Here is a 23,970-nt window from a genome sequence, read left to right as displayed (position 1 = left end):
ATACGGAATTTACGTCGCATATCCCCCCACGGTTGATTTGAGGGTGGAAGGTCTAGGTAGATACTTGGCGGCATTTCTCAAAGGGGCGGAGGGGCGCACTGACGTGCGCTTCACGATTGTTTGCCCCAGTTGGTCTCATGATTCATTGGAACAGCTATTCCTGAGCGAGGACGTTCCCATGGATCGCGTGCGCGTCATTGGACCTAAAGGAAAGCCGTACGCGCTCTACGTTTATGAGGCCTGGAAAAGTTACCTGAAACGCGAGCGAGGTTCGAGCTGGCTTCGGCGTCTGTCTCGTGGCATGGATAAAGTAGCCACTAGGGCGCAGATGCGCTTAGAGCGGCGGGGCATCACGGTAAACAGCTTATCCACGCTTTTGATGTTCTGCGTGGAGGCGCTGCCAGTGGGGGCCCTGCTTCTGATGCTGGCTCCCCTGTGGATTCCCATGCTGCTGGTCAATCGCTGGAAACCTCTCCTTCAACGCGGATTTCAGCGGCTGGCTCCCAGAATTGCTGTCAAAAGAGCTCGGCTGAAAGCTTTGCTGGATGAGCCGCAAGGGATAGGACTTGTTCAGCGTCTGTTTGCTGACATGGAGCACTCTGAGTCCCAGCGCATGCAGAAAGTCATTGAGCGGCTGCACGAGGTAACAGCTTGGTACTGCCCTACGGCCTTCTGGCCAGCGTTCAATGAGATCAAGGCCCCAAGGTTGATGTGTGTGCCGGATGTTGTATTGACTGATTTTCCCGTGGGTTTCTCATCGGTCAATGGAAACTACACTCTGCAGGTTTTTGAGAAGGTTCAAGAATCGATTCATTCTGCACACAACTTGGTGACCTACAGTGATGCAGTGAAATGGGGTACGCTGGTAGATCGCTATGGCGTTGATGCGGAAAAAATTTCTGTGATTCATCATGCTGCCAATAAATTGAACCGCTCTGTGGAAATTACAGGGTTTCCCGACACCGAAAAAACGGCAAAGCACCATTGTCAGAAGCTGCTATTCCAAGCACTACTACGTGCCACCAATATTGACTATACCTCTGGACTGGTCAATGGAGAGCTGCAGTTTATATTCTATGCGAGTCAGTTCAGGCCGAATAAAAATATTATTACCCTGCTTCGGGCATATGAGTATCTTTTGCGTAATCGCTATATTTCGCATAAACTGATATTGACTGGGCATCCGCGTTCGGCACCTGAGATACAAGATTTTATTTCTATCAATCGATTAGAGAATGATGTTCTATGCTTGCCCAAGCTCAGTATTGCTGAGTTGGCTGCTTGTTACAAGCTGGCGACATTGGCTGTTAATCCAAGTCTGAGCGAAGGAGGATGTCCCTTTACCTTTACTGAGGCGCTGTCCGTTGACACTCCAGTGGTTATGGCGCGTATACCGGTCACAGAGGAAGTTTTGACAGATCCTCAATTGCAAGAGATTAGTTTTTTTGACCCTTATGATTGGCAGGACTGCGCACGGCGCATTGAATGGGGACTTGCTCATCCGCAGGAGTTGCTAGCACGGCAGCGCATAACCTATGATCAACTTAGCCAGCGTTCCTGGTCTGATGTTGTGAATGAGCACATCGAAGTTCTGGACCGAATTTCCAGGGTAGATCGAATCAAGAATCTGCAATGATGTCTCAAAAACTGATAATTTTCGGATATGGTGGCCATGCGCGTAGTGCAGCCGATTTGGCGCTGGCATGCGGGTACATCAGTTTATTGTTTGTCGACGAAAATGCACGGCCTGGGGAGAGTTTTTTAGGGCATTCCGTAGTTTCGTCTCTGGCGATAGATGATTTTCAAGAATATAGCGCTTTTCCCGCTGCCGGTGACAATAAACGCCGAAGTCAGCAGTGTCTGGCTATTGAGCAGCTGGGTTTGCCTTTGGTTTCCCTTGTTTCTCCGCTCGCCAGTGTGGGGGTTGGAAGTTCCATCGGAGCAGGCTGCTTCGTAGGCCATCATGCGCACATCGGTCCTTTGGCGTCCATAGCCACTGGTTGTATTGTCAATACGGGAGCTGTCGTTGAGCATGAAGCTCAGGTTGGCGAGTATGCCCATATCTCAGTGAATAGCACGATTGCCGGAAGAAGCAGCTTGGGAGCATATTCAATGCTGGGGGCTGGCGCTGTCATCATCGATGGCGTGTCAGTTGCCAGCGGAGTTATGGTGGGTGCGGGAGGCGTGGTGCATCGATCAATAGTCGAGCCAGGCATCTACACAGGTGTTCCGGCTCGAAAGAGCAAGTAGATAGATGAATTGACTTAGGTGGCCTGTGCTGGATGTTTGCGAGAAGTCGGAAAAGCCATCAGCATGATGTGCGGGCACGGCAGCATCACATAAAAAAGGCTCCTTGATGGAGCCTTTTTTATTCGCTGCTTACTGCAGACTCAACGTGCTTGTAGGTGCTCCGTTGCCGCCATAATTTCCAGAATTCCTATTGTTCCCAAAACTCCGGATTTGTCCTCCCGATAATGTTTCTAGGCCCAGTCCGGTGTTGTTGGTAATGGTGCTGGACGAAATGCGAATTGACGATTGCGCACCAAACGAGCGCACACCACTTTGAATATTGCCGTCGGAGACCGAATTTTCGATGCTCATGCTGACAGGGCGCGATACGCTATTCGAAATAAAACCTGCATTGGTATTGGAGCTCACGATCGTATTCACGATGGATACGTCGCTTCCGTCATCAGCCCGGATACCGCGTTGACTTTGGTCGATACGAGTGTCGGAAATAGATACGGTAGCCAATGTGGCCGGACCAGGAACGATCCAGATGCCCCCGCCACCACAGTGGTCACCGAGAAATTTGCGAATGGCGAGATTGCTATCTGCCGGGGTTGTAGGTGCAAAATTGACGCATTGGCCGGTAACTCGGGACACTCTGACATTGTCGAGGATGACTCCCGCCGCGCTCAAGACATTGATGCCGTTGATGCCCGTGCCCGCACCGTCGATGACAACATTGCGAATGACAACATGTGCCGCCGCGTTATTGATGATGATGCCATTTGTCCCGGCAGAGAGTATGCCTCCAGCCTGCCCACCTGCCCCATCAATAGTGATGCTCTTGGTGATTGTGACTGCCCCAAAACCACCTGGGTCAAGTACGTTGATGGCCCCGTTGGTTGCAGTTTTGGAGATTGCACCCGCAAAGGTTTTGCAAGGAGCCGTTCGGCTGCAGGGATTTGCGTCGTCTCCTACCCCAGACACCCACGTACGCGTGGCTTGAGCATGGGCTGCGGACGCGGCCAGAAGAAGGCCGCAGATGAAGATGTAAATGTTGGGTTTGCGCATCGGAACCTCCAGTTGGATATTTGCTATCACTACTCTCTGTAACGCGTGCTGAGCTTACGCTGAATTAACCGCTTTGCAAGTGATGTTGGTACCAGTTGGTGTCCTAACGATCTAGCGGCCTGAAGGAGGGAAACGGTTTGTGGGCGAACGTTAAAATCCATCGCTCCGTTCAGAGGTTTGGATGCCTAGGTGACGGGGCGCATTGCGAATGTGGCCGGCGGACGCACAGGCGTCTGCATGCAACTGGTCTTCTTACAACTCTCAATCATGGCGCCACTTCAAATCACGACCACCTTGCTGGGCATCGGCCTTGCCGCCGTCATTCTGCTGCTCGTCCGGCGTGATCACCTCTACCTTCTGCACGGCCTGTTCTGGATCTTGGTCGCGGGGGCTGCGGCCGTCTTGGGAGTCTGGCCGGGTCTGATTGATCGTCTCGCGGTGGTGGTGGGCATCAGTTACCCGCCCGCTCTGCTTTTGCTGGTGGCTGTGGTGATCGTCCTCGTCAAGACGCTGCACACCGACATTGTCAATACCCGGGTGGAAAGAGATGTGAGGCGCCTCAATCAGCGGCTGGCCATATTGGAGGCAGATAACGCTGCTTTGCGAGAACTCCGGTAGCGTTAGTTGTCGCCGAAAGCAGGCATCGGAGGGGCGTTGCTTGCGGTCCCCCGCTTAGTTAGGGAGCTAGCTTAGATAAACCGATGCCAAGGGGTGATGGTGGGCGAGTTTCCACGCCTTGGCCAATGAAACGCTGCTGAGAATCAAGGAGCAGCGCGACGGCTTGCTCGGCGCACTTGCCACCGCGCAAGGCATAGCAGCGTGGTGGCCGCCATGTACTTGGCCACACTGAACCATGAGTTGAAAATTCGCGACTTGCCAACCGCGCGCAGATTCATGGAAACGGGCACTTCGACAATACGCAAGCCGGCGCGGCGCACCAGTAGCAGGGCGCCCAGGTCCTGATAGTCCAGCAAGGTGGCTTCACGCGATGCGAGTACCTGCATGGCTTCGGCGTTGTAGAGCCTGAATCCCGAGGTGAGGTCGCGCAAGTCAAAACCTGCCAGGTGGCGAAACCAGTTCCAGGCCAGTTGCCGCGTGCGACTGGCGCGCTCTGGGTAGGCTCCTATCACCAGGTCGGCCTGATCCCGCGCTCGCAGCAAAACAGGAATCTCGTTGACCTCATGCTGGCCATCGGCATCCATGGTGATGACTGCTTGGTAGCCATGCAGCAACGCATAGCGAATCCCCGCTTGCATACCACCCCATGCGCCCATGGGGAGCACAGGATTCAGCACGCGGGCACCTGCCGCGCTGGCAATGGCTGCCGTATCGTCCGTGCTCTGGTCATTGATGACCAGCACATCGTGCCAGCCCTGCGCATGCAGATGCTGCAGCACGCTGCCGATGGTGCCGGCTTCGTTGCGCGCGGGGATTACCACCAGGAGGTCCTTGCCCCGAGCCGGTTTTTCCGCCTCTGGGGTCACCAGCTTATAGCTGGTGGCGAGCGCTTTTGCGCAGGCGGCAATCGAGAAATATTCAAGCAAGGCACGCTGTCCCGCCGCACCAAATGCCGCGCGTTGTTCGGGCAGGTCTTGCAAGTGCTGGAACGCCGCCCGCCAGCCCGAAATACCGTCTTCCGGGGGAACGCGCAAGCCAGCATCGGCCTTTGAGACGACCCAGGGCATGCCGGATCCGGGCAGGTCGCTCACGATGCAAGGCCGGGCATGGTGCATGGCTTCTAGCAGCACCATTCCGAAGGCCTCGGTCCGTTCGCACGAAGCAAGGCAGAAAACGTCACAACTCTGAAGCAGGGCATGTTTCTCGTTGTCACCCACGTTCCCCAAAAGGCGCACATTGGGCGGCTCGCCGGACCGGGTTTGGGTTGCAATGAGGGTCTCCAGCTCTTGGCGGGACTCGCCTTCTCCAATGATCAGCAGTTCCAGCCCTGGCTGGCCCGTCACAGCGCGGACCAGTGTCTCAAAACCTTTGTAGTAGGTGAGGCGCCCGATCGACAACAGGCGCAGTGCGCCGCCATCTTCGGCTGACCAGCTTTTCAGCGGTTCGGTGTCGTCGGGTGGTGCCGGGTTCGTGCAATCCAGGCCCAGGGGAACTACATCGCATTTGTCCCGCCATGTTCGAAGCGGCTCGCTGGCTTCCAGGTACGGCGTGGATGTGGCAATGACCCGCGCCGCCTGGCTGAGTACGGCTTGTTCAAAAGGCCTGTAAAGGCGGTAGGCGATGGCAACTGCCGTGCGGATGCGTGATACCACCACGTCGGAATGCCAGTGCACCACCCACGGAATGTCGCGCGCCTGCGCCAGGGTGAGCGCCCAGAAAACAGAGTTGTTGGGCATGTGCAGGTGCAGCACATCGGGCTGGATGCGCTGAATGGCCTGTGCCAGGGCTCTTCGAAATCCCAGTGCGATGGGTGCGTAGATCACGCTGAACTGCACAGGCACCCGCTGCAACCAGACGGGATCATCGGGCAGGGGATCGCCGTGCACCAATGCATGGACATCCAGGCCCTGGCGCCGCTGCTCTTGAATCAGGTCGGCAAGAAACACTTCCATCCCCCCTCGGTGCGGGGGATAAAACTTGCCAATGTGTAATACGCGCAAAGTCACAGCCTGCCTGTCTGGTCGCTACTTGTGCTACTTCTTTGGGGCAGCGATGACGGCACGCATCTGGTTGTACTGCGGGTTCCGAGGGTCCAGCTTGATGGCCTGATCGATGTCACTCAAGCTTGCTGCCTGCTGGCCCGCTTGGTGGTGGGCGATGGCGCGGCCGTAGTAGACCGGGGCACCGGGGTTGGTGGCAATGAGTTGATCAAACACCTCAATGGCTGCCTTGGTCTCGCCTTTGCCCACCCGTGCCATGCCAAGGCCGAGCAGCAGGCGCGGATCTTTGGGGTTTGTCTGCAGCAGCACCTTAAAACCGCTGATGGCCTCGTCATACCTTTGCAGGGCCATCGCGGTCTCCACCAGCCGTATGCGCACTGTGGGTACCGTACTCCGCAGTTGAGGATCTTTTTCAGCCTTGGCCACGGCAGTGTTGAAGCTCTCCAGCGCGGGTGCAAGTTGCCCCAGCGCTGCTTGGGATTCGCCTCGGTGGTAATACAGGGCGGGCTCTGTGTACCCCTGCGCCTCTGCCGCGGCAAAAGCCTGAAGTGCTTCCGCGTGCTTTTTCTTGAGCTGCAGAACCACGCCCGCGTTAAAGCGTGCACTGCGTCCCAGTTCGCCCAGGTCTCCAAGGGCTGCCGCAGTAGACAGGTTCCACTGCGCTTGGTCTGTCATGCCCTTGCGCAGGTAGTAGGCCCCCAGATTCAGAAAAGGGCGGCTGCGCCCAACGGCATTGGCGGGGGCTTTGACATCAATCTTCTCGGCGGCATCGGTCCATGCGGCGACTTCGTCGCTCAAAGAAAGGTTGCGCTCCAGGGCCAGCGCCCCAAACAACAACCCCAGCACAGCGCCCAAGGCATAGATTGCTTTGGGCTTGAAGCCGGTGAGCACAATCGCCAGCAAGCCAGGAAGCGCCACTGCCCACAGGTAGCTGCGATAAAGCACAAAAGGGTCTTGCACCCAGACGGTGATGAACTCCGTGGCAAACCACAAAAGTGGAAAAAGAAGGAGTACCGCAGCAAGACTCAATGCGCCTGTGCGACGAAGCAGCAGCCACGCGGCCCCTGCAAAGAGCGCCAGATATGCCACCGCACCAGCCAGGTGCCAGGACGATGCAAAGCCCAGCGGAAAGGCGGGACGCAGGTCGATAGACATCCAGCCAACATAGGGCACGATCCAGAGCAGCCCGTATGCAAAGAAGAGCCCTGCTTGATTCAGGATGCTCAGGGGAAAAATCTGCTGCGTAATGCCCGGGCGAAGCGCTTCGAGCTGCTGCGCAAAGGCCACAGATTGCGCATCAAAGAGCTGACCAATCAAGTCGCCGCGAAAGTGCAGCAGTGCGGCAGTGGCCACGCCCATCAGCAAAAGTGCAGCACCCAACACGACGGCAATGCTCTTCCAGCTGGGGCGCCGTATGTGGATGTAGATAGGAATGGTCAGGGCGGCGGTCATCACAGCATGCTCTTTGGACAACATGGCCAGCAGATAGGCCAGCAGTGCGCCTGCGTACCAGACCATTCGCTTGGTTTGCAGCCCACGCACAAAGGCCCAGCATGCGAGCACGGCAAACAGGGTTGCCATGAGGATGGATCGTTGGATCAGGTAGCCCACCGCGTAAACCGCCATGGGGTGGAGTGCAAACAATGCCACCCCAACCTGCAATGCAGCCCTTTGCGATGCGGCAAAGTGCGCCTGGTCCTCCATGTCCTGCGGGAAACGGGTGCTGGCCATCAGCGCTTTGAAGAACGCATACATGGCAGCCACCACACCCAGGTGCAAGGCAATGTTGACGATGCGTTGCTTCCACCAGCCAGCGCCTGCGATCTGGTCCACCCAGACGAAGCTGCCGTACGAGACCATGCGCGCCTTGAGGTCTAGCAGGCTGCCATAGCCACTAAAGATGGAGCCTTCCGTGAGCCGAATGTCGTCAAACAGCAGCTCGTTGTTCAGTCCTGGCACATACACGCCCAGCACAGCCAATACCAAAACCAGGGCGAAAAAGTAGGGGGCTTTGCCGGATTGGGCCATGGAAGGGCGTTTGGAGGAGGGCCAGAGCCCAGGTGGGACGGTAGACCGAACCAGTTTAGCAGACCAAAAAACGTCTCAAATCGTGAAAAATGTCGCAGAAGAGAGCCGTTAGATGGAGCGCGCTGCGGTGGTTTGTAGTGCCGGCCGCTTTGGGCGTGACCGCATATGTCTGTCTTGTCTCCGGAGGGCGGTTACGGTTGGGATTTCTGTGGGCCCCGTCCGATCATCAAATCCAGGTTCTGAACCGCCGCCCCCGATGCCCCCTTGCCCAGGTTGTCGAACACGGCAGTCAGCAGCACCTGGCCATGGCGGGCGTTGCTGAAAACGCCCAACTGCAGCTGGTTGGTGCCGTTGAGGGCCTGCGGGTCCAGGTGCTGGGTGTCTTGCGCTTGCGCCAGGCCCAGGACTTCAACATGGTCCGCACCGAGAAAGTGCTGGGCCAGGCAAGCGTGCAAACGCTCACCGGTGGTGCCTGCGGGCAGCTGGCGCAGATGCAGCGCAATGGTGAGCGCAATCCCCTGGCGGAACGAACCATAGGCCGGAAGAAAAAACGGGCGTTGCGACAGCCCGGCATGCAGGGCGATTTCCGGGGTGTGTTTGTGTTCCAGACCCAGGCCGTAGAGCTGGAAGGCCGGGGCATTGGCTGCGTTGGGGCCCTCATGTTCGTCCACGCGAGCCCGTCCGCCGCCCGAATACCCCGACACCGCGTGGATGGTGGTGGGAAGGTCAGCGGGCACGAGCCCCGCCTGCACCAGGGGCCGCAGCAGGGCGATGGCGCCCGTGGGGTAGCAGCCTGGGTTGCTGACCCGCTTGGCGCCAGCAATGCGCGCGGCCTGGGCAGCGCCCATCTCTGGAAAGCCATACACCCACTGCGGGTCCGTGCGGTGCGCCGAGCTGGCGTCGATCACGCGCACGGCGGGGTTGACGATGGAGGCGGCTGCTTCGCGGGCAGGGGCATCGGGCAGGCACAGGATGGCGATATCGCAGCTGTTGATGGCCTCGGCGCGGCGGGTGGCGTTCTTGCGTTCGGCCTCGGGCAGGGTCAGCAGCTGCAGATCCGTGCGGCCACGCAGGCGTTCGTGGATCTGCAAACCGGTGGTGCCTTGGTCGCCATCGATGAAGACAAGGGGTGGGGTGGTCATGGGGCGGGTTCCTGCAATGGGGGGGATGTGGAATCTTCGGTCCCGGTCTAAACTTTGAAAAGTTGAATTTCACAAACATTAGAATCAGGTTTACTGAACGTCATGCGCGAACTCAATCTTGACCGGCTGCGCACCTTGGTCACCATTGCCAACCTGGGCTCCTTCGCAGAAGCCGCGCGCACGCTGCACCTGGCGCCGCCCACGGTGAGCCTGCACATCGCGGACCTGGAGGCCCACATCGGTGCGCCATTGCTGGTGCGCAAGCGGGGCGAGGTGCGTCCGTCCGCCGTGGGTGAGGTGCTGGTCGAACGTGCCCGGCGCTTGCTGGCGGACGCGGATGAAGCGATGGACCTGGTGCAACGCCAGGTGCAGGGGCTGGCGGGGCGTGTGCGCCTGGGCGCCTCCACGGGGGCCATTGCGCACCTGCTGCCCCAGGCCCTGGAGGCGCTGGGCCAGCACCACCCCGGCATCGACGTGCAGGTGGCCGTACTCACTTCGCACGAAACCATGTCGCGGCTGGCCAATGGTGTGCTGGATGTGGGCCTGGTGGCCCTGCCACAGGCAGCCCTGCGCGGTGTGGCGGTGCTGCCGTGGCGGCGCGACCCCGTCATGGCGTTTGTGCCGTCCACCTGGCCTTCGCCCGCGCGGGTCACTCCCGGCTGGCTGGCGAGCCAGCCGCTGATCCTCAACGATGACGGCACCAGCCTGTCACGGCTGACGGGCGAGTGGTTTGCGCAAGCCGGCGAACACCCCAAGGCGCGCATCCAGCTGAACTACAACGACGCCATCAAGAGCCTGGTGGCGGCAGGCTATGGTGCAACGCTGCTGCCGCAAGAGGCTTCCACCTCCGTGCCCCTGGACCCTCGCATACGCATGCTGCCGCTGCAGCCCCGCCTGTGGCGGCCCCTGGGTATCGCGCACCGTGCGGGGCCAGTCGAGCGGGCCACCCAGCATGTGCTGGATGTGCTGTGGCAGCAAAAGCAGGGGTAGGGCAGTGGCAAGACGGGGGGCGCCGCCCATGCCCGTCGTGTTGCTCACCATGCGGCGCAAGATCGGATGTGCAAAATTACAGATAAAAATCGGCTCTAGCGCTTATCTATAAGGCGCAAGTAGCTATCAATATAGTAGCGTTGGTGGGCTGCTTCAGAGGGGGGTCTCGGGCGCCAGCGCGCTGAGCACCATGCGCACGATCAGCTCCTCGGCCTTTTCGTAGTCGCGTTCGGTCAGTGCCGGTTTGCCCAGCAGCAGGGCGAACTGGGCCTCCTGCTCCGCATAGGCCTGCGTGACCGACCAGATGATGAACATCAGGTGCGTGAAGTTGACCTTGGCGATGCGGCCTTCTCGGGCCCAGCGTTCGAAGGTGCGCACCTCGGTCTTGAGCAGCGGCGCCACGCGCTCGATGATGGCGTTGCCATAACGTGGTGCACCGGCAATCACCTCTTTGGTGAAGACCTTGGCGCCCTGGGGGCGCGTGCGCGAATACTGCAGCTTGGCGCGGATATAGCGCCGCAGCGCCTGCTGGGGGTCGTCGCTGTGCGACAAGTCTTCCATCCCGGCCAGCCACTGGGTGAGCACGTCGTCGAGCACGCGTTGGTACAGCGCCTCTTTGCTCGGAAAGTAATACAGCAGGTTGTGGCGGCTGATGCCGATGGCGGCAGCGATGTTTTCCAGCGAGGCGCCCTCAAAGCCGAACTGCGCAAAGTGGTTCTCGGCCTCAGTGAGGATGCCCTGTTCCTTGAGCAAGCGCGAGGCGGTGGGCGCGCGGGGCGTTGTCTCGTCGCTGGAGGTGGCGCGCGTTGTCCTGGGAGCGCGGGGGGCGGTGTCTGCGGGGGACGGGCGGGCGTCGGTCATCGCACCATTGTGGAACAACCCAGGGGCCAAAAACTGGCATTTCGCTGGCGTGGGACGGAGATTTGTGGCGATTTGGCTGGCACGGGGTTTGCTCTAGGGATTTTACCAATTGGTAAATTTTTACGGGTTGGTAAATTGACCCACCACACAGGGCACCGCTGCGCCAAAGCAGCGGGCATCTGAATCCTACAGCGAGGCCCACGATGAAACCTCCGAAGTTTGCAAGCACAGGCGCCTGCGCCTGCGCTGCATTGGCTGGCCCCAGCCGCATGCGCAGCCAGCGCTGCGTGGCACGGGCGCATTGGAGCGTCTGCATGGCCTGCGCCCAGACCCTCACCCTGACCCTCCCGGAGGAAACCTGATGGACACACCCGCAAGCCGTGCCTGCGGCATTCATGCCGCACGCCTGAACCTGGCCGACTACGCTGCCAACTTCGGTGATGCGCACCCGCCGCTCACCAAACCCCAGGCCCTGATCGAGGCCGAACGCTGCTACTACTGCCACGACGCCCCCTGCGCCACGGCCTGCCCCACGGGCATCGACATCCCCTCGTTCATCCACCGCATTGCGCAGGACAACAACCGGGGCGCAGCCCGCGCCATCCTGGAGGCCAACCCGCTGGGCGGCATGTGCGCCCGCGTCTGCCCCACCGAGGTGCTCTGCGAGCAGGCCTGCGTGCGCAATACCAACGAGGACAAGCCGGTGGAGATCGGCTCGTTGCAGCGCTATGCAACTGACGCGTTTTTTGAAAAGCCCGGTGCACCCCTGTTCCAGCGCGCAGCCGCCACCGGCAAGCGCGTGGCTGTTGTGGGCGCTGGGCCTGCGGGCCTGGCCTGTGCGCATGGCCTGGCCGTGCGCGGCCATGACGTGGTGCTGTTCGAGGCGCGCCCCAAGCTGGGCGGCCTCAATGAATATGGCCTGGCCAGCTACAAGACCACCAACAACTTTGCGCAGAAGGAAGTGGAGTGGCTGCTGTCCATCGGCGGCATCGAGGTGCACACGGGCCAGCAGCTGGGCCGTGACATCACGCTGGACAGCCTGCTGGGCGCCTACGACGCCGTGTTCCTGGGCCTGGGCCTGCAGGGCGTGAACGCGCTGGGCGTGGCCGAGCCCACCGCCACCGGACTGCGCAATGCCGTGGATTTCATTGCCGAGTTGCGCCAGAGCGTCGACCTCTCGACCCTGCCAGTGGGCCGCCGGGTGGTGGTGATCGGCGGCGGCATGACGGCGGTGGATGCCGCCGTGCAGTCGCGCAAGCTGGGCGCCGAAGAAGTGACCATCGTCTACCGCCGCGGCGCCGAGGCCATGTCGGCGTCCGCTGTGGAGCAGCAGTGGGCGCAGACGAACGGCGTGACGATCCGCCACTGGGCGGCACCGAAGGAGGTGCTGAGCGAAAACGGTGCGGTGACGGGTGTGCGGTTCGCCGCCACTGCGCTGAGCGGCGGCAAGCTGGTGGAAACGGGCGAAACCTTCACGCTGGACGCCGACATGGTGCTCAAGGCCATTGGGCAGACCTTTGTGGCTGAACCCGTGGGCAACCGCATTGCACTGGAGGGCGGGCGCATCGCCACCGATGCCGAAGGCCAGACCAGCCTGCCGCGTGTATGGGCCGGTGGCGACTGCCGCGTGGGCGGCCGCGACCTCACGGTGGAAGCGGTGGAGCACGGCAAGGTGGCCGCTGTCTCCATCCACGCCGCATTGATGGCTTGAACCCCTTCACCCCAGTTTTCACGGGAGCACCCCATGGCAGACATTCGCAGCAATTTCCTGGGCATCCAGAGCCCCAACCCCTTCTGGCTGGCCTCCGCACCGCCCACCGACAAAGAGATCAACGTCACCCGCGCCTTTGAAGCGGGCTGGGGCGGCGTGGTGTGGAAGACGCTGGGCGAAGACCCGGCCGTGGTCAACGTCAACGGCCCGCGCTACTCCACGCTGATGTCGCAAGACCGCCGTGTGATCGGCCTGAACAACATCGAGCTGATCACCGACCGGCCGCTGCAGACCAACCTCGAAGAGATCAAGCGCGTCAAACGCAACTGGCCGGACCGCGCCATGATCGTCTCGCTCATGGTGCCGTGCGAGGAGCAGAGCTGGAAGAACATCCTGCCGCTCGTGGAAGACACCGGCGCCGATGGCATCGAACTCAACTTCGGCTGCCCCCACGGCATGAGCGAGCGTGGCATGGGCGCGGCCGTGGGCCAGGTGCCTGAATACATCCAGATGGTCACGGCCTGGTGCAAGCACTACAGCAAGCTGCCCGTGATCGTGAAGCTCACGCCCAACATCACCGACGTGCGCCAGCCCGCACGCGCCGCCAAGGCGGGTGGAGCCGATGCGGTGTCGCTCATCAACACCATCAACTCCATCATGGGTGTGGACCTGGACCGCATGGTGATGAGCCCGAGCACCGACGGCTGGGGTTCGCACGGCGGCTACTGCGGCCCGGCCGTCAAGCCTATCGCGCTGAACATGGTGGCGGAGATTGCACGCGATGCGCAGACTGCGGGCCTGCCCATCAGCGGCATTGGCGGCATCACCACTTGGCGCGATGCGGCCGAGTACATTGCGCTGGGCTGCGGCACGGTGCAGGTGTGCACGGCGGCCATGGTGTATGGCTTCAAGATCGTGCAGGACATGTGCGATGGGCTGTCCAACTTCATGGACGAGCACGGCTACGCCACGCTCGACGACTTCAAGGGCCAGGCCGTGCCCACGGTCAAGGACTGGAAGAACCTCAACCTCAACCACATCGAAAAAGCCGTCATCAACCAGGACGCCTGCATCCAGTGCGGCCGCTGCCATGTGGTGTGCGAAGACACCTCGCACCAGGCCATTACCTTCACCAAAGAGGGTGGCGTGCGCAAGTTCGAGATCAACGAGGCCGAGTGCGTGGGTTGCAACCTGTGCGTGTCGATCTGCCCCGTGCCAGAGTGCATCACCATGCGCGCGCTCGCGCCCGGCGAAGTTGATGTGCGCACGGGCAAGAAAGTGACCGGCGAATACGCCAACTGGACCACGCACCCCAACAACCCGCAGCGCGTGTCTGCAGCGGCTTGATATGCGCCTCCTGCGTGCGTGTGCCACAGACCCTGCAAGGCTTTGTGACAGCACCCGTTGTGGTGCTGATTTGCAACGCATGCTGCACTGCATCTGGTGCAGTTCTTGCGTGATCTCTAGCATCGCTCGCTTCCCTTTGCCCGCCATCTGCCAGCGTGAGGGCGCTGAAACAGACGGCGGGTTGTGTGCAACCCCAACGACGTCTTTGACAGGAGTACAGGCATGACCAACAGTACCGGCAGCGCTGCCCACGTGGCGGGGCTAATGCCCGGCGGAGCCTCCAACACGCTCGCCAATGAAGATCTGCTCCCCACCACCGCCGCGCAGCGACACTGGACCTGGAAAGACTTCGCCGCACTTTGGGTGGGCATGGTCGTGTGTGTGCCCACCTACACCATGGCCAGCTCCATGTTGGACCAGGGCTTCACCTGGCAGATGGCGGTGTGGCTGGTGTTCCTGGCCAACTGCATCGTGCTCGTGCCCATGGTGCTGATCGGCCGCGTGGGGCCCAAATATGGTGTGCCGTTCCCGGTGTTGGCGCGCGCTTCATTCGGTGTGAAAGGCGCCAACCTGCCTGCCGTGTTGCGGGGCCTGGTGGCCTGTGGCTGGTTCTCCATCAATTGCTATTTCGGCGCGCTGGCGCTGCATGGTTTCCTGAACATCCTGGGTATGGGGCTCGCGGGCCCGGCCGAGGGGCAGACCATCAGCACCTCGCAGTTCATGTGTTTCCTCGCGTTCTGGGCAGTGCACATCTACTTCATCTGGAAGGGCCCAGAGTCCATCCGCAAGCTCGAAGTGATCGCCGCGCCGCTGATGATCATTGCGTCCATCGTGCTCGTGGTGGTGCTGATGATGAAGGTGCCTTCGGGCCAGCTCTTCAACCTGCCTGCCAAGGTGGTCGAGGGTGGCCCCAAGACCTGGGCGGCGCTGACGGGCCTGGTCGGCTTCTGGGCCACGCTGGCACTCAACATTCCCGACTTCACGCGCTTTGCCAAGTCGCAAAAGGACCAGGTCATGGGCCAGGCTATCGGCCTGCCGATTCCCATGGCGCTGTTCTCCATGGTAGGTGTGATCGGCTTCTCGGCCTCGGCCATCCTGTACGGCAAGGCACAGTTGTTCCCCGACGGCTTGCTCACGCAAATGGGCAGCGTGGCTGCGGGCGTGGGCCTGCTGGTGATCCTGCTGGCCAACCTGACCACCAACGTCGCCGCCAACCTGGTGTCGCCGTCGTATGACTTCAGCCAGGTCGCACCGTCCAAGATCAGCTTCCGCATGGGTGGCCTGATCGCCGCGCTGATTGGTCTGGTGTTCATGCCCTGGAAGCTGCTGGCCACCTCGGGCGGCTACCTGTTCACTTGGCTGGGCGGCTACGGCACGCTGCTGGGCGCCATCGCGGGCATCCTGCTGGTGGACTACTACCTCGTGCGCAAGAGCGAGCTGAAGGTGGACGACCTGTACCGCCGCGGCGGCGAATACGAGTACAGCAATGGCTGGAACGTGCAGGCGCTGATTGCCTTTGCGCTGGGCGTGCTGCCCTGCCTGCCGGGCTACCTGGCTGTGTCGGGCGTGATCGACAAGGCGGCTGTGCCCGGCCTGCTGCTGGCGCTGTTTGACTTTGGCTGGTTCTTCAGCCTGGCCGTGGCCGGCACCTACTACTACCTGACTGCCAAGAAAAAGTGACCCCTTGGCCCTGCCTGGGCCTGGTGCCAGTGCAGGGCCTTTTTTTGATCTGATCCGCATCCCTGAAGGAGACCCCCCATGACCCAAGCCCTTGTGATCCGCGGTGGCACCGTGGTCAACGCCGACCGTGAACAGCGCGCCGATGTGTTGTGCGTCGATGGCCGCATCGTGGCCGTGGGGGATGGGGCTGCGGCGCAGGCCCCCGCAGGTGCGCAGACGCTGGACGCCAGCGGCCAGTACGTGCTGCCCGGTGGCATCGACCCGCACACCCACATGCAGCTGCCGTTCATGGGCACCGTCACCATGGACGACTTCTACACTGGCACGGCCGCCGCGCTGGCCGGCGGCACCACGAGCATCATCGACTTCGTGATCCCCGACCCGCAGGAGCCCATCCTGGACGCCTATCGCAAGTGGCGCGGCTGGGCGGAGAAGTCGGCCGCCGACTACTCGTTTCACGTCGCCATCACCTGGTGGAGCGAGCAGGTGCGCGCCGACATGGGTACGCTGGTGCAGGAAGAGGGCGTGAACAGCTTCAAGCACTTCATGGCCTACAAGAACGCCATCATGTGCGACGACGAAACCCTGGTGAACAGCTTCAAGCGCGCACTCGAACTCGGGGCCATGCCCACAGTGCATGCTGAGAACGGTGAGCTGGTCTACCTGCTGCAGCAAGAGGTCGCCAAGATGGGCATCACCGGCCCCGAGGGCCACCCGCTGTCGCGCCCGCCCATGGTCGAGGCCGAGGCCGCCAACCGCGCCATTGCCATTGCCGACGTGCTGGGCGTGCCGATCTACGTGGTGCATGTGAGCTGCATGGAGTCGGCCGACGCCATTGCCCGCGCCCGTGCGCGCGGCCAGCGCGTGTACGGCGAGGTGCTGGCGGGCCACCTGCTGGTGGACGACAGCGTTTACCGCGACCCCGATTTCGCCAAGGCCGCCGCCTATGTGATGAGCCCGCCCTTCCGCCCCAAGGGCCACCAGGAGGCGCTGTGGCGCGGCCTGCAGTCGGGCCAGCTGCACACCACGGCCACGGACCACTGCACCTTCTGCGCCGCGCAAAAGGCCATGGGCAAGGAGAACTTCGCCAAGATCCCCAACGGCACCGGCGGCGTGGAAGAGCGCATGGCCGCGCTGTGGGATGGTGGCGTGAACACCGGCCGCCTCACGCCCGGCGAGTTCGTGGCCATCACCTCGGCCAACGCGGCCAAGCTGTTCAACATCTACCCGCGCAAGGGTTTCATCGGCGAAGGTGCCGATGCCGACTTGGTGCTGTGGGACCCGCAAGGCACCAAGACCTTCTCGGCCAAGACGCAGTTCAGCAAGGGCGACTTCAACATCTTTGAAGGCCGCACCGTGCGCGGCATTCCCAGCCACACCGTGAGCCAGGGCCGCGTGGTGTTTGCCAACGGCGACCTGCGGGCGGAGCAGGGCAAGGGCCGCTACATCAAGCGCCCCGCGTTTGGCGCCAACTTCCAGGCCGTGCAAAAGCGTGCGCAGGACCTGGCCCCTACCGCCGTTGCGCGCTGACCGCCGCAATGTATCCGGAGAACACCATGGACACCAAAGTGAAGACCGACATCGAGAACCTGCGCATCAACGGCGGCCGCCTGTGGGCGTCACTCATGGAGCTGGCGCAGATCGGCGCCACACCCAAGGGCGGCGTGTGCCGCTTGACCCTCACCGACCTGGACAAGCAGGGCCGCGACCTCGTGACCCGCTGGGCGCGCGAAGCGGGCATGACCGTCACCATCGACAGGATCGGCAACGGCTTCATGCGCCGCCCTGGGCGCAACAACAACCTGCCCCCCATCATGACTGGCAGCCACATCGACACCCAGCCCACGGGCGGCAAGTTCGACGGCAACTACGGCGTGCTGGCAGGCATCGAAGTCGTCCGCACGCTCAACGACCACGGCATCGAGACCGAGGCCCCCATCGAAGTCGCGTTCTGGACCAATGAAGAAGGCAGCCGCTTTGTGCCCGTCATGATGGGCTCCGGCGTGTTCGCCAAAGCCTTCACGCTGGAACACGCCTACGCCGCCACCGACACCGAAGGCAAGACGGTGAAGGGCGAGTTGGAGCGCATCGGCTACATCGGAGACCAGGAACCTGGCGACCACCCCATCGGCGCCTACTTCGAGACCCACATCGAACAAGGCCCCGTACTCGAAGACAACGACAAGACCATCGGCGTGGTCAGCGGCGTGCTCGGCATTCGCTGGTTCGACTGCACCGTGACCGGCATGGAAGCCCACGCAGGCCCCACGCCCATGGCCCTGCGCAAGGACGCGATGCTGGCCGCCACACGCATCATGCAAGACGTAGTCGCTGCAGCCCACCGCCACCCGCCGCACGGGCGTGGCACCGTGGGCATGGTGCAAGTGTTCCCCAACAGCCGCAACGTGATTCCGGGCCGGGTCAAGTTCAGCATCGACCTGCGCAACAGCACCGACGCGCTGGTGGACGCCATGGCTGCCGAGGTCAAGGCCTTTGCCGACCAGGTAGCCAAGGAGCATGGCGTGCAGGTGCACATCGAGATGGTGTCCAGCTACCCCGCGCAACTCTTCCAGCCCGAGTGTGTGGAGGCCGTAGGCCGCGCAGCCGCCAAGCTGGGCTACAGCCACATGCCCGCCGTCTCCGGCGCGGGGCACGACGCCGTCTACATGGCCAAGCTCGCACCCAGCGGCATGATCTTCATCCCCTGCAAGGACGGTATCAGCCATAACGAGATCGAGGACGCCAAGCCCGAGCACATCGAGGCGGGCTGCAACGTGCTGCTGCATGCCATGCTGGAGCGTGCGGGGACTTGAGGTGGTGCTAGGCGAGTGATAGCTGCAGGCGATTGATGGGCGGGCTCTAGCGGTCAATCTGGCTTGCAGTCTGGTACTGGGCTCAGGCGGCATGGATTTGCTCAGGAAGCTCTCGTCGGGGCGGTGCGCAGCCTGGTACGGCTCCATAAGTCGAGGGCGGGCACTTCTGCCGATCTGTGCTTGAATCCGATTTCCCTTCCAGGCTCACTTCACCCAGGCTGCCCATGTTTGCTCGCCGCATCGCGCTGCGCAGTTTTTTGACCTTTGCGCTGCTGGCGATTCTCCTGCCGATCTCGCTGGCCAGCGGCACCCTCTTTTACCGCTCTGCTGTGGGCGCGATGGAGGGCTTTGCACTCCAATTGGCCGACGAAGTCTCGCAGCGGGTGCGCGAAAAGCTGTTGTCGTTTTTCGATGTGCCCCAGCGGGCGGTGGCTTTCAATGTGGAACAGGCGCGTGCCGGTCTGTTGATGGTCGATCACCCGGACCAGCTCATGAAGCAGTTCATGCTGCAGATTGACCAGCAGCCGCAGTTGACGTTCATCTCCCTCGGGACGCGGGAGGGCGAGTACTACGCCGGCAGCCGACCACCCCTCGGAAGTGACCGGGCGTTGCGCATGATGCGAGCCACGATCAGCGGAGATCGTGCGATGGAGGTCTTTCGGGTGGATGAACTGACACGCCAGCCCACGCTGATTTCGCGCAGCGAGATCGATTTTGATGCGCGCAACAGACCCTGGTACACCAACGCCCTGGATTACGACGGGACGTCATGGTACGCACCCTATCGTTACAAGATCGAGGACGTGCAAGGCGCCTATCGTGCGATCGGAATGGGGGCATCCGCACCATTGCGTGCCAGGAACGGCGATCTGATTGGCATTGTCACGGCAGACGTTTCGCTGTCGCAGCTGAACGATTTCTTGAATACCGTCGCTTCGGAGTCTGGCGGAAAGGCGTTTCTGGCGGAGGCATCTGGAGAGCTGCTAGCCATGTCTTCAGCCGATGCCTCCATGGGGCTCACGGGGGCTGCCGGTGAGCGGCGGCCGCGCATGGATGAAAGTGGGGACCCCGTGGTGCGTGCTCTGGGGCAGCACATCCTGCGCACAGGTCAGGCTGAGGGGCATGAGTTCATGGAAGTAGGTGGCGAGCGGCATCTGATGCGTTGGTGGACGCATGTGTTGCACAAGGGGCCGACGCTCACTATGGCCATCATGCTGCCGGAGAGTCGCTTCGATGCTCCGCTGCGCGGGGTGTTGCGCAACACCATCTACACCACACTGGCTGTGATGCTGGCATCCGTACTTTTCTCGCTGTTTGTCGCCAGTCGCCTGGTTCGTCCGCTGCAATCGCTCAGCGATTGGGCGACACGACTGACTCAGGATGACTGGACGGCCAAGGCACCCAAGTCCAGCCCGATCCGTGAACTGCGCTCGTTGGCCGATGCGATGGGCTATATGGCGCGCCATATGCAGGAGCATGCACAAGACCTGGAAGCCATGGTTGCGCAGCGCACCCAGGAGCTGGAGAGTGCTGTCGCTTCCATCGAGCAGACGGTCCTCGATCAACGCCATTTCATTGCCATGCTTTCGCATGAGGTGCGTTCGCCGCTGGCGGTGATCAACACCGCAGGTCAACTGCTGGCGCTGCGCTCCAAGGACATACCGGCGCAGGAGGCGCTGGCCCAGCGCATCCTGCGTGGTTCTGCGCGCTTGAGCTATTTCTTCGACAACTGCCTGACCCAGGACCGCATCGACAGCCAGAACTTCGCGCTCGAGCCCGTGGATGTGGATGTGGCTGAAATGGTCATGTGGGTCACGGAAAACGGCGGCCAGCTGTCCACAGCGCATACCGTGCAGCAGCAAGTGCAGGCCGATCTGCCGGCGCTTCATGGCGACCCGGTACTGCTGCGGGTGATGCTGATGAACCTGCTGTCGAACGCTTTCAAATATGCACCGGCTGGGACGACGGTGTTGCTGCGTGTGACGCGAGAATCGGGGCGCTGTCGTCTGTCGGTCGAAGACGAGGGCCCGGGTATTCAACCCGACGAGCAGCAGAAGGTGTTTGAAAAGTACCGGCGCGGACGAACCGCTGAGGGCAAACCCGGTGCCGGATTGGGGCTGGCCTTGGTAAAAGGCATAGTCGAACTGCATGGCGGCACGATTACGCTGCAGTCCCGGTCGCCGACCGGCATGTGTTTTGTGATTGAACTTCCCTTTTCGGTGGCCTGAATATTGCGTCTTGCGCAGGGACCGAAGGCACTTCCCGCATGACCCAACAAAAACCCCACATCGCCATTGTTGAGGACGACTCGGACCAGTTGCACAGCATCGAAGAGTTCCTGCTCGATTCTGGCTACAGCGTCTGGGGCGCCGAGAGTGCGGAAGCCTTCTACAAGGGATTCACGGTGCGGCCCGTGGATGTGGTGATTCTTGACCTGGGGCTGCCGGGCGAAGATGGCCTGAGCGTGGCCTCGCTGCTCAAGTCCAGGCCTGAGGTGGGTGTGATCATTCTGAGCGCTCGCGATGCCCTCAATGACCGACTTGCCGGCATGCGTGCCGGCGCAGATCGTTACCTGGTCAAGCCCGTCAACCTGCGGGAGCTGGCTGCGAACATTGATGCGACTGCCAACCGCCTGGCGCCGCGCACGGCGGCATCCGGCCTGGACATTTCAGTTCGCGCTCAAAGTGCGCAGGCGCCCGCATGGGTCCTTGCGGTCAAGGACTGGACGCTGAGCTCGCCGCACGGCAAACAGCTCAAGCTGACGACCCATGAGTTCATGTTTTTCCAGCAGCTCTTGCGTGCGCAGGGCCAGCAAGTCTCCAAGCGCGAACTGAGCGATCATCTGTTCGGCGCGCGCGCCCAGAACGGCGCAGAACGCCTGAACCTGCTTCTCACGCGCTTGCGCAAGAAGGCGGCAGAAGCCTTTGCAGAACCACTGCCCGTGAAGACCCTTCACCAGATCGGATACGCGTTCACAGCTGACGCGCAAATCACCCAGGACGTCTCCCGCCTGCACTGAGTGCATGCCGGGGAGTGCACGGCTTGGTGCCGCGTTGTCTCGCAATCCCGACGCTTCGCACTCCGCCTTCCATGCACTTCATGGTGCATGGCGGGCAGTTGCGTGCGCAGTCGCGGTGCGTGGAGAAACCCTCTTGGTGCAATATAGGGTTAACCCTTGATGTGCATGAATCCAAATGAAAGATCGTGAAAGTTCACGAAGTCCCTTTGCTGCGCACTATGGAGGCCGCAAATCACGCGATCCATCCATTCACCTTCAAGGGAGTCCTTCATGCAACGTCGTCAAATATTGCAAGTCTCGGCACTGTCAGCGCTGGCTGCGTCCATGGGTCTGACCCGCAGTGCGTTTGCACAGGCCGCTGGCGCCATTCAGTTCGGTTGTCCCGTGCCCATGTCGGGCCCGTTTGCGGCGAACGGCAAGTTTGCCGATTTGGGCATGAAGCTGGCCATTGAGCAATATGGCAAGGCACTGAATCGTCCGCTGGCCTACACCCTGCTAGACACCGAGGGCAAGCCCGCCACCGCTGTGCGCAAAGTGCAGGAAGCGGCGCAGCAGCAAGGTGCGCGCTTCTTTGCTGGCGGCATTCTGTCGGGTGAGGCCCTGGCCATGGGCAAGGAGGCCGAGAAGGCCGGAGGCCTGTTTGTCACCACTGCCGGGGCTGACGAACTCACAGGCACGGACTGCAATGTGGCGACTTTCCGGTGGTCGGTGCCGACCTTTGGCGCGGTCGAGCAGACCGTGCGACCGCTGATCGAGTCCATGCCCAAGGCCAAGCGCTGGTACACCATCACACCGCAGTACGTCTTTGGCGATGGTCTGTTGTCCGCAGCCAAGAACATCTTCAAGGAAAAGGGCATCGAGCATGTGGGCAACAGCTACCACTCGCTCGCGGAAAAGGAGTTCAGCGGCTACATCACCAACGCGATCGCGGCCAAACCCGATGTGCTGCTGTTGCTGAACTTTGGTGCGCAATGCGCTGACACGCTGCGCCAGGCGGTGAGCTTTGGCATGCACAAGAACATGACGATTCTGGTGGCCTGGGCCTCGGGCCTGGAACAGTTCGAATCGCTGGGCGCCGACCTCTGCGACGGCATCTACTTCGGCGCGCAGTACTGGCACACCGTGGATTCCGAACTCAATCGTGATCTGGTCAAACGCACCAATGACAAGCTCAAGATCAATCCCAACTACAGCCTCGCGGGCTCGTACATCTGCACCAAGCTGCTGATCGACGGCATCATCAAGGCCAACTCGGTCGAGCAGAAGGCCGTGATCGCCGCACTCGAGGGACACAAGTACCAGGGCCTGACGGGCGAAGAAGAGGTACGCAAAGAAGACCACCAGGTCATCAAGAACTACTACCTGCTCAAGGGCAAAGCCAAGTCGAAGATGAAGAACAAGGACGACTACGTGGATGTGCTCAGTTCGGGCAAGTCGTTCCTGCCGGTGGACAAGACAGGCTGCAAGCGCGCCTAACAGTCAGCAAGGCCTGCGTGGCGGGCGGCTACCTGCAAGCCGCAACCGCCACGCCATTCCAGAACTGGTGAACCCAGGGTCCGCCCCATGGCGGCCTGCTGGGTCTGTTGCCCGAGCACTGTATGAATATCTATCTGCTACAGGTTATCAACGGGATCGGCATCGGCATGCTGTATTTCCTGTTGGCAGTCGGCCTGTCCATTGTTTTTGGTCTGCTGCGATTTGTGAACTTTGCCCATGGAGCGTTCTATCTGATCGGCGCCTATTTCTGCTATCAGATGACGCGTTGGGGCATGAGCTTCTGGTTGGCGTTGCTGGTCGTCCCTTTGGTTGTCGGCTTCATTGGCTGGGCGACGGAGAAGCTGGTCTTGCGCCATGTGTACGCGTCAGCGCACGAGTTTCACATCCTGGTCACGGTAGGCTTGGCCCTTGCAGCGCAGGAGCTGGTGATCCTGCAATGGGGCCCCTTGGGCGACAGCGTGGCCGTGCCCGATGCGCTTCAAGGGGTGGTGATGTGGGGCAGCTTCATCTACCCCAAGTACCGCCTGTTTGTGATTGGCTTCACGGCAGTGCTCTCTGTGCTGTTGTGGTGGGTGCTGGAGGGCACTCGCCTGGGCAGTGCCGTGCGTGCGGGCAGCGAGTCCACCGAGATGGTCTCGTTGCTGGGAATCAACGTGTTGCGGATCTTCAGTCTGGTGTTTGGGCTGGGAGCCGCCACAGCGGCCCTGGCCGGGGTGCTGGCCTCTCCGATACGCGGAGCCGAGCCCTTCATGGGCGTGGAGGCGCTTGCCGTGGCCTTCGTGGTGGTGGTGGTCGGAGGGCTTGGCAGCTTTGGCGGGGCGCTACTGGGTGGGCTCATGATCGGCATCGTGCAAAGCGTGATGAGCACGCTGTGGCCCGAAGGAGCTCGCCTGATGATTTACATCGCCATGGGCGCCGTGTTGTTGCTGAGGCCTCACGGCCTGCTGGGTCGCAAGGAGTGAAG

18 protein-coding genes are annotated in these 23,970 nt (G+C 61.4%); 13 read left to right on the top strand and 5 right to left on the bottom strand.

The genetic code is table 11. The annotated features are described in order from the left end of the window. Positions 1-178 precede the first annotated feature (178 nt). Both C8C93_RS15520 and C8C93_RS15515 read left to right on the top strand, forming a co-directional pair. Positions 179-1,636, top strand: coding sequence for a glycosyltransferase (locus tag C8C93_RS15520; protein ID WP_199727034.1), 1,458 nt, complete (start codon positions 179-181; stop codon positions 1,634-1,636). Beyond that, positions 1,636-2,250 carry a NeuD/PglB/VioB family sugar acetyltransferase gene (locus C8C93_RS15515; protein WP_233559430.1) on the top strand — a complete coding sequence of 205 codons (615 nt, stop codon included), beginning with the start codon at positions 1,636-1,638 and terminating at the stop codon, positions 2,248-2,250. Before C8C93_RS15520 ends, C8C93_RS15515 begins: the two co-directional genes overlap by 1 nt. A gap of 129 nt (positions 2,251-2,379) precedes the next feature. Here C8C93_RS15515 and C8C93_RS15510 read toward each other — a convergent pair whose 3' ends face one another. Continuing rightward, the gene (locus C8C93_RS15510; protein WP_121507482.1) at positions 2,380-3,300 is read right to left on the bottom strand and encodes a right-handed parallel beta-helix repeat-containing protein; all 921 of its coding nucleotides are present in this window, start codon (positions 3,298-3,300) and stop codon (positions 2,380-2,382) included. Positions 3,301-3,567: 267 nt separating this feature from the next. On the opposite strand from C8C93_RS15510, the gene C8C93_RS15505 reads away from it, so the two are divergent. After that, on the top strand, positions 3,568-3,918 hold the full coding sequence (locus tag C8C93_RS15505) for a DUF2304 domain-containing protein (protein ID WP_121508820.1): 351 nt from the start codon (positions 3,568-3,570) through the stop codon (positions 3,916-3,918). A gap of 143 nt (positions 3,919-4,061) precedes the next feature. On the opposite strand, the gene C8C93_RS15500 is transcribed toward C8C93_RS15505, so the two are convergent. The 3 genes from C8C93_RS15500 to argC form a co-directional block, all read right to left on the bottom strand. Beyond that, positions 4,062-5,870 (bottom strand): glycosyltransferase, encoded by a 1,809-nt coding sequence (locus C8C93_RS15500; protein ID WP_121507481.1) that lies wholly within the window; start codon positions 5,868-5,870, stop codon positions 4,062-4,064. Between the two features lie 81 nt (positions 5,871-5,951). Continuing rightward, entirely contained in the window at positions 5,952-7,946 is a 1,995-nt protein-coding gene (locus C8C93_RS15495) for a tetratricopeptide repeat protein (protein ID WP_121507480.1), read from the bottom strand. A 191-nt stretch (positions 7,947-8,137) separates the two neighbouring features. Next, entirely contained in the window at positions 8,138-9,088 is a 951-nt protein-coding gene (gene argC, locus C8C93_RS15490) for an N-acetyl-gamma-glutamyl-phosphate reductase (protein ID WP_121507479.1), read from the bottom strand. 102 nt (positions 9,089-9,190) lie between these two features. Here argC and C8C93_RS15485 point away from each other — a divergent pair, with 102 nt between their 5' ends. Continuing rightward, positions 9,191-10,078, top strand: a complete 888-nt coding sequence (locus tag C8C93_RS15485; RefSeq protein ID WP_121507478.1) for a LysR family transcriptional regulator — start codon at positions 9,191-9,193, stop codon at positions 10,076-10,078. Positions 10,079-10,231: 153 nt separating this feature from the next. On the opposite strand, the gene C8C93_RS15480 is transcribed toward C8C93_RS15485, so the two are convergent. Continuing rightward, positions 10,232-10,939, bottom strand: coding sequence for a TetR/AcrR family transcriptional regulator (locus tag C8C93_RS15480; RefSeq protein WP_121422396.1), 708 nt, complete (start codon positions 10,937-10,939; stop codon positions 10,232-10,234). Positions 10,940-11,300: 361 nt separating this feature from the next. Between C8C93_RS15480 and C8C93_RS15475 the strand changes: the two genes are divergently transcribed. The 9 genes from C8C93_RS15475 to C8C93_RS15435 all read left to right on the top strand — a co-directional run bounded on the left by C8C93_RS15475 (position 11,301) and on the right by C8C93_RS15435 (position 23,968). Then, on the top strand, positions 11,301-12,650 hold the full coding sequence (locus C8C93_RS15475; protein ID WP_121507477.1) for an NAD(P)-dependent oxidoreductase: 1,350 nt from the start codon (positions 11,301-11,303) through the stop codon (positions 12,648-12,650). A 33-nt stretch (positions 12,651-12,683) separates the two neighbouring features. Continuing rightward, a complete protein-coding gene (gene preA / locus C8C93_RS15470; RefSeq protein ID WP_121507476.1) occupies positions 12,684-13,997 on the top strand; it encodes an NAD-dependent dihydropyrimidine dehydrogenase subunit PreA in 1,314 nt (437 codons plus the stop codon). A gap of 222 nt (positions 13,998-14,219) precedes the next feature. Further along, the gene (locus C8C93_RS15465; protein WP_121507475.1) at positions 14,220-15,677 is read left to right on the top strand and encodes an NCS1 family nucleobase:cation symporter-1; all 1,458 of its coding nucleotides are present in this window, start codon (positions 14,220-14,222) and stop codon (positions 15,675-15,677) included. 78 nt (positions 15,678-15,755) lie between these two features. Then, on the top strand, positions 15,756-17,207 hold the full coding sequence (gene hydA / locus C8C93_RS15460; protein ID WP_121507474.1) for a dihydropyrimidinase: 1,452 nt from the start codon (positions 15,756-15,758) through the stop codon (positions 17,205-17,207). A 26-nt stretch (positions 17,208-17,233) separates the two neighbouring features. Further along, a complete protein-coding gene (locus tag C8C93_RS15455) occupies positions 17,234-18,490 on the top strand; it encodes a Zn-dependent hydrolase (protein ID WP_121508819.1) in 1,257 nt (418 codons plus the stop codon). Between the two features lie 224 nt (positions 18,491-18,714). Beyond that, positions 18,715-20,718 carry an ATP-binding protein gene (locus tag C8C93_RS15450; protein WP_121507473.1) on the top strand — a complete coding sequence of 668 codons (2,004 nt, stop codon included), beginning with the start codon at positions 18,715-18,717 and terminating at the stop codon, positions 20,716-20,718. A gap of 38 nt (positions 20,719-20,756) precedes the next feature. Further along, positions 20,757-21,509: a response regulator gene (locus C8C93_RS15445; RefSeq protein ID WP_121507472.1), complete on the top strand. Its 753-nt coding sequence runs from the start codon at positions 20,757-20,759 to the stop codon at positions 21,507-21,509. A gap of 270 nt (positions 21,510-21,779) precedes the next feature. Continuing rightward, positions 21,780-22,985 (top strand): ABC transporter substrate-binding protein, encoded by a 1,206-nt coding sequence (locus tag C8C93_RS15440; RefSeq protein ID WP_121507471.1) that lies wholly within the window; start codon positions 21,780-21,782, stop codon positions 22,983-22,985. Positions 22,986-23,107: 122 nt separating this feature from the next. Further along, on the top strand, positions 23,108-23,968 hold the full coding sequence (locus C8C93_RS15435; RefSeq protein ID WP_055399328.1) for a branched-chain amino acid ABC transporter permease: 861 nt from the start codon (positions 23,108-23,110) through the stop codon (positions 23,966-23,968). Positions 23,969-23,970: the final 2 nt, after the last annotated feature.

This window comes from Acidovorax sp. 93, assembly GCF_003633835.1.
Classification (GTDB): domain Bacteria; phylum Pseudomonadota; class Gammaproteobacteria; order Burkholderiales; family Burkholderiaceae_C; genus Acidovorax; species Acidovorax facilis.
Note: the sequence above shows the minus strand (reverse complement) of the source record. Positions and strands in the feature narration are given on the sequence as shown.

Bases quoted from the DNA above. Each gene is read 5' to 3' on its own strand.
- C8C93_RS15520 (WP_199727034.1), top strand. From the start codon at position 179: ATGGATCGCGTGCGCGTCATTGGACCTAAAGGAAAGCCGTACGCGCTC.
- C8C93_RS15515 (WP_233559430.1), top strand. From the start codon at position 1,636: ATGTCTCAAAAACTGATAATTTTCGGATATGGTGGCCATGCGCGTAGT.
- C8C93_RS15510 (WP_121507482.1), bottom strand. From the start codon at position 3,300: ATGCGCAAACCCAACATTTACATCTTCATCTGCGGCCTTCTTCTGGCC.
- C8C93_RS15505 (WP_121508820.1), top strand. From the start codon at position 3,568: ATGGCGCCACTTCAAATCACGACCACCTTGCTGGGCATCGGCCTTGCC.
- C8C93_RS15500 (WP_121507481.1), bottom strand. From the start codon at position 5,870: ATGGAAGTGTTTCTTGCCGACCTGATTCAAGAGCAGCGGCGCCAGGGC.
- C8C93_RS15495 (WP_121507480.1), bottom strand. From the start codon at position 7,946: ATGGCCCAATCCGGCAAAGCCCCCTACTTTTTCGCCCTGGTTTTGGTA.
- argC (WP_121507479.1), bottom strand. From the start codon at position 9,088: ATGACCACCCCACCCCTTGTCTTCATCGATGGCGACCAAGGCACCACC.
- C8C93_RS15485 (WP_121507478.1), top strand. From the start codon at position 9,191: ATGCGCGAACTCAATCTTGACCGGCTGCGCACCTTGGTCACCATTGCC.
- C8C93_RS15480 (WP_121422396.1), bottom strand. From the start codon at position 10,939: ATGACCGACGCCCGCCCGTCCCCCGCAGACACCGCCCCCCGCGCTCCC.
- C8C93_RS15475 (WP_121507477.1), top strand. From the start codon at position 11,301: ATGGACACACCCGCAAGCCGTGCCTGCGGCATTCATGCCGCACGCCTG.
- preA (WP_121507476.1), top strand. From the start codon at position 12,684: ATGGCAGACATTCGCAGCAATTTCCTGGGCATCCAGAGCCCCAACCCC.
- C8C93_RS15465 (WP_121507475.1), top strand. From the start codon at position 14,220: ATGACCAACAGTACCGGCAGCGCTGCCCACGTGGCGGGGCTAATGCCC.
- hydA (WP_121507474.1), top strand. From the start codon at position 15,756: ATGACCCAAGCCCTTGTGATCCGCGGTGGCACCGTGGTCAACGCCGAC.
- C8C93_RS15455 (WP_121508819.1), top strand. From the start codon at position 17,234: ATGGACACCAAAGTGAAGACCGACATCGAGAACCTGCGCATCAACGGC.
- C8C93_RS15450 (WP_121507473.1), top strand. From the start codon at position 18,715: ATGTTTGCTCGCCGCATCGCGCTGCGCAGTTTTTTGACCTTTGCGCTG.
- C8C93_RS15445 (WP_121507472.1), top strand. From the start codon at position 20,757: ATGACCCAACAAAAACCCCACATCGCCATTGTTGAGGACGACTCGGAC.
- C8C93_RS15440 (WP_121507471.1), top strand. From the start codon at position 21,780: ATGCAACGTCGTCAAATATTGCAAGTCTCGGCACTGTCAGCGCTGGCT.
- C8C93_RS15435 (WP_055399328.1), top strand. From the start codon at position 23,108: ATGAATATCTATCTGCTACAGGTTATCAACGGGATCGGCATCGGCATG.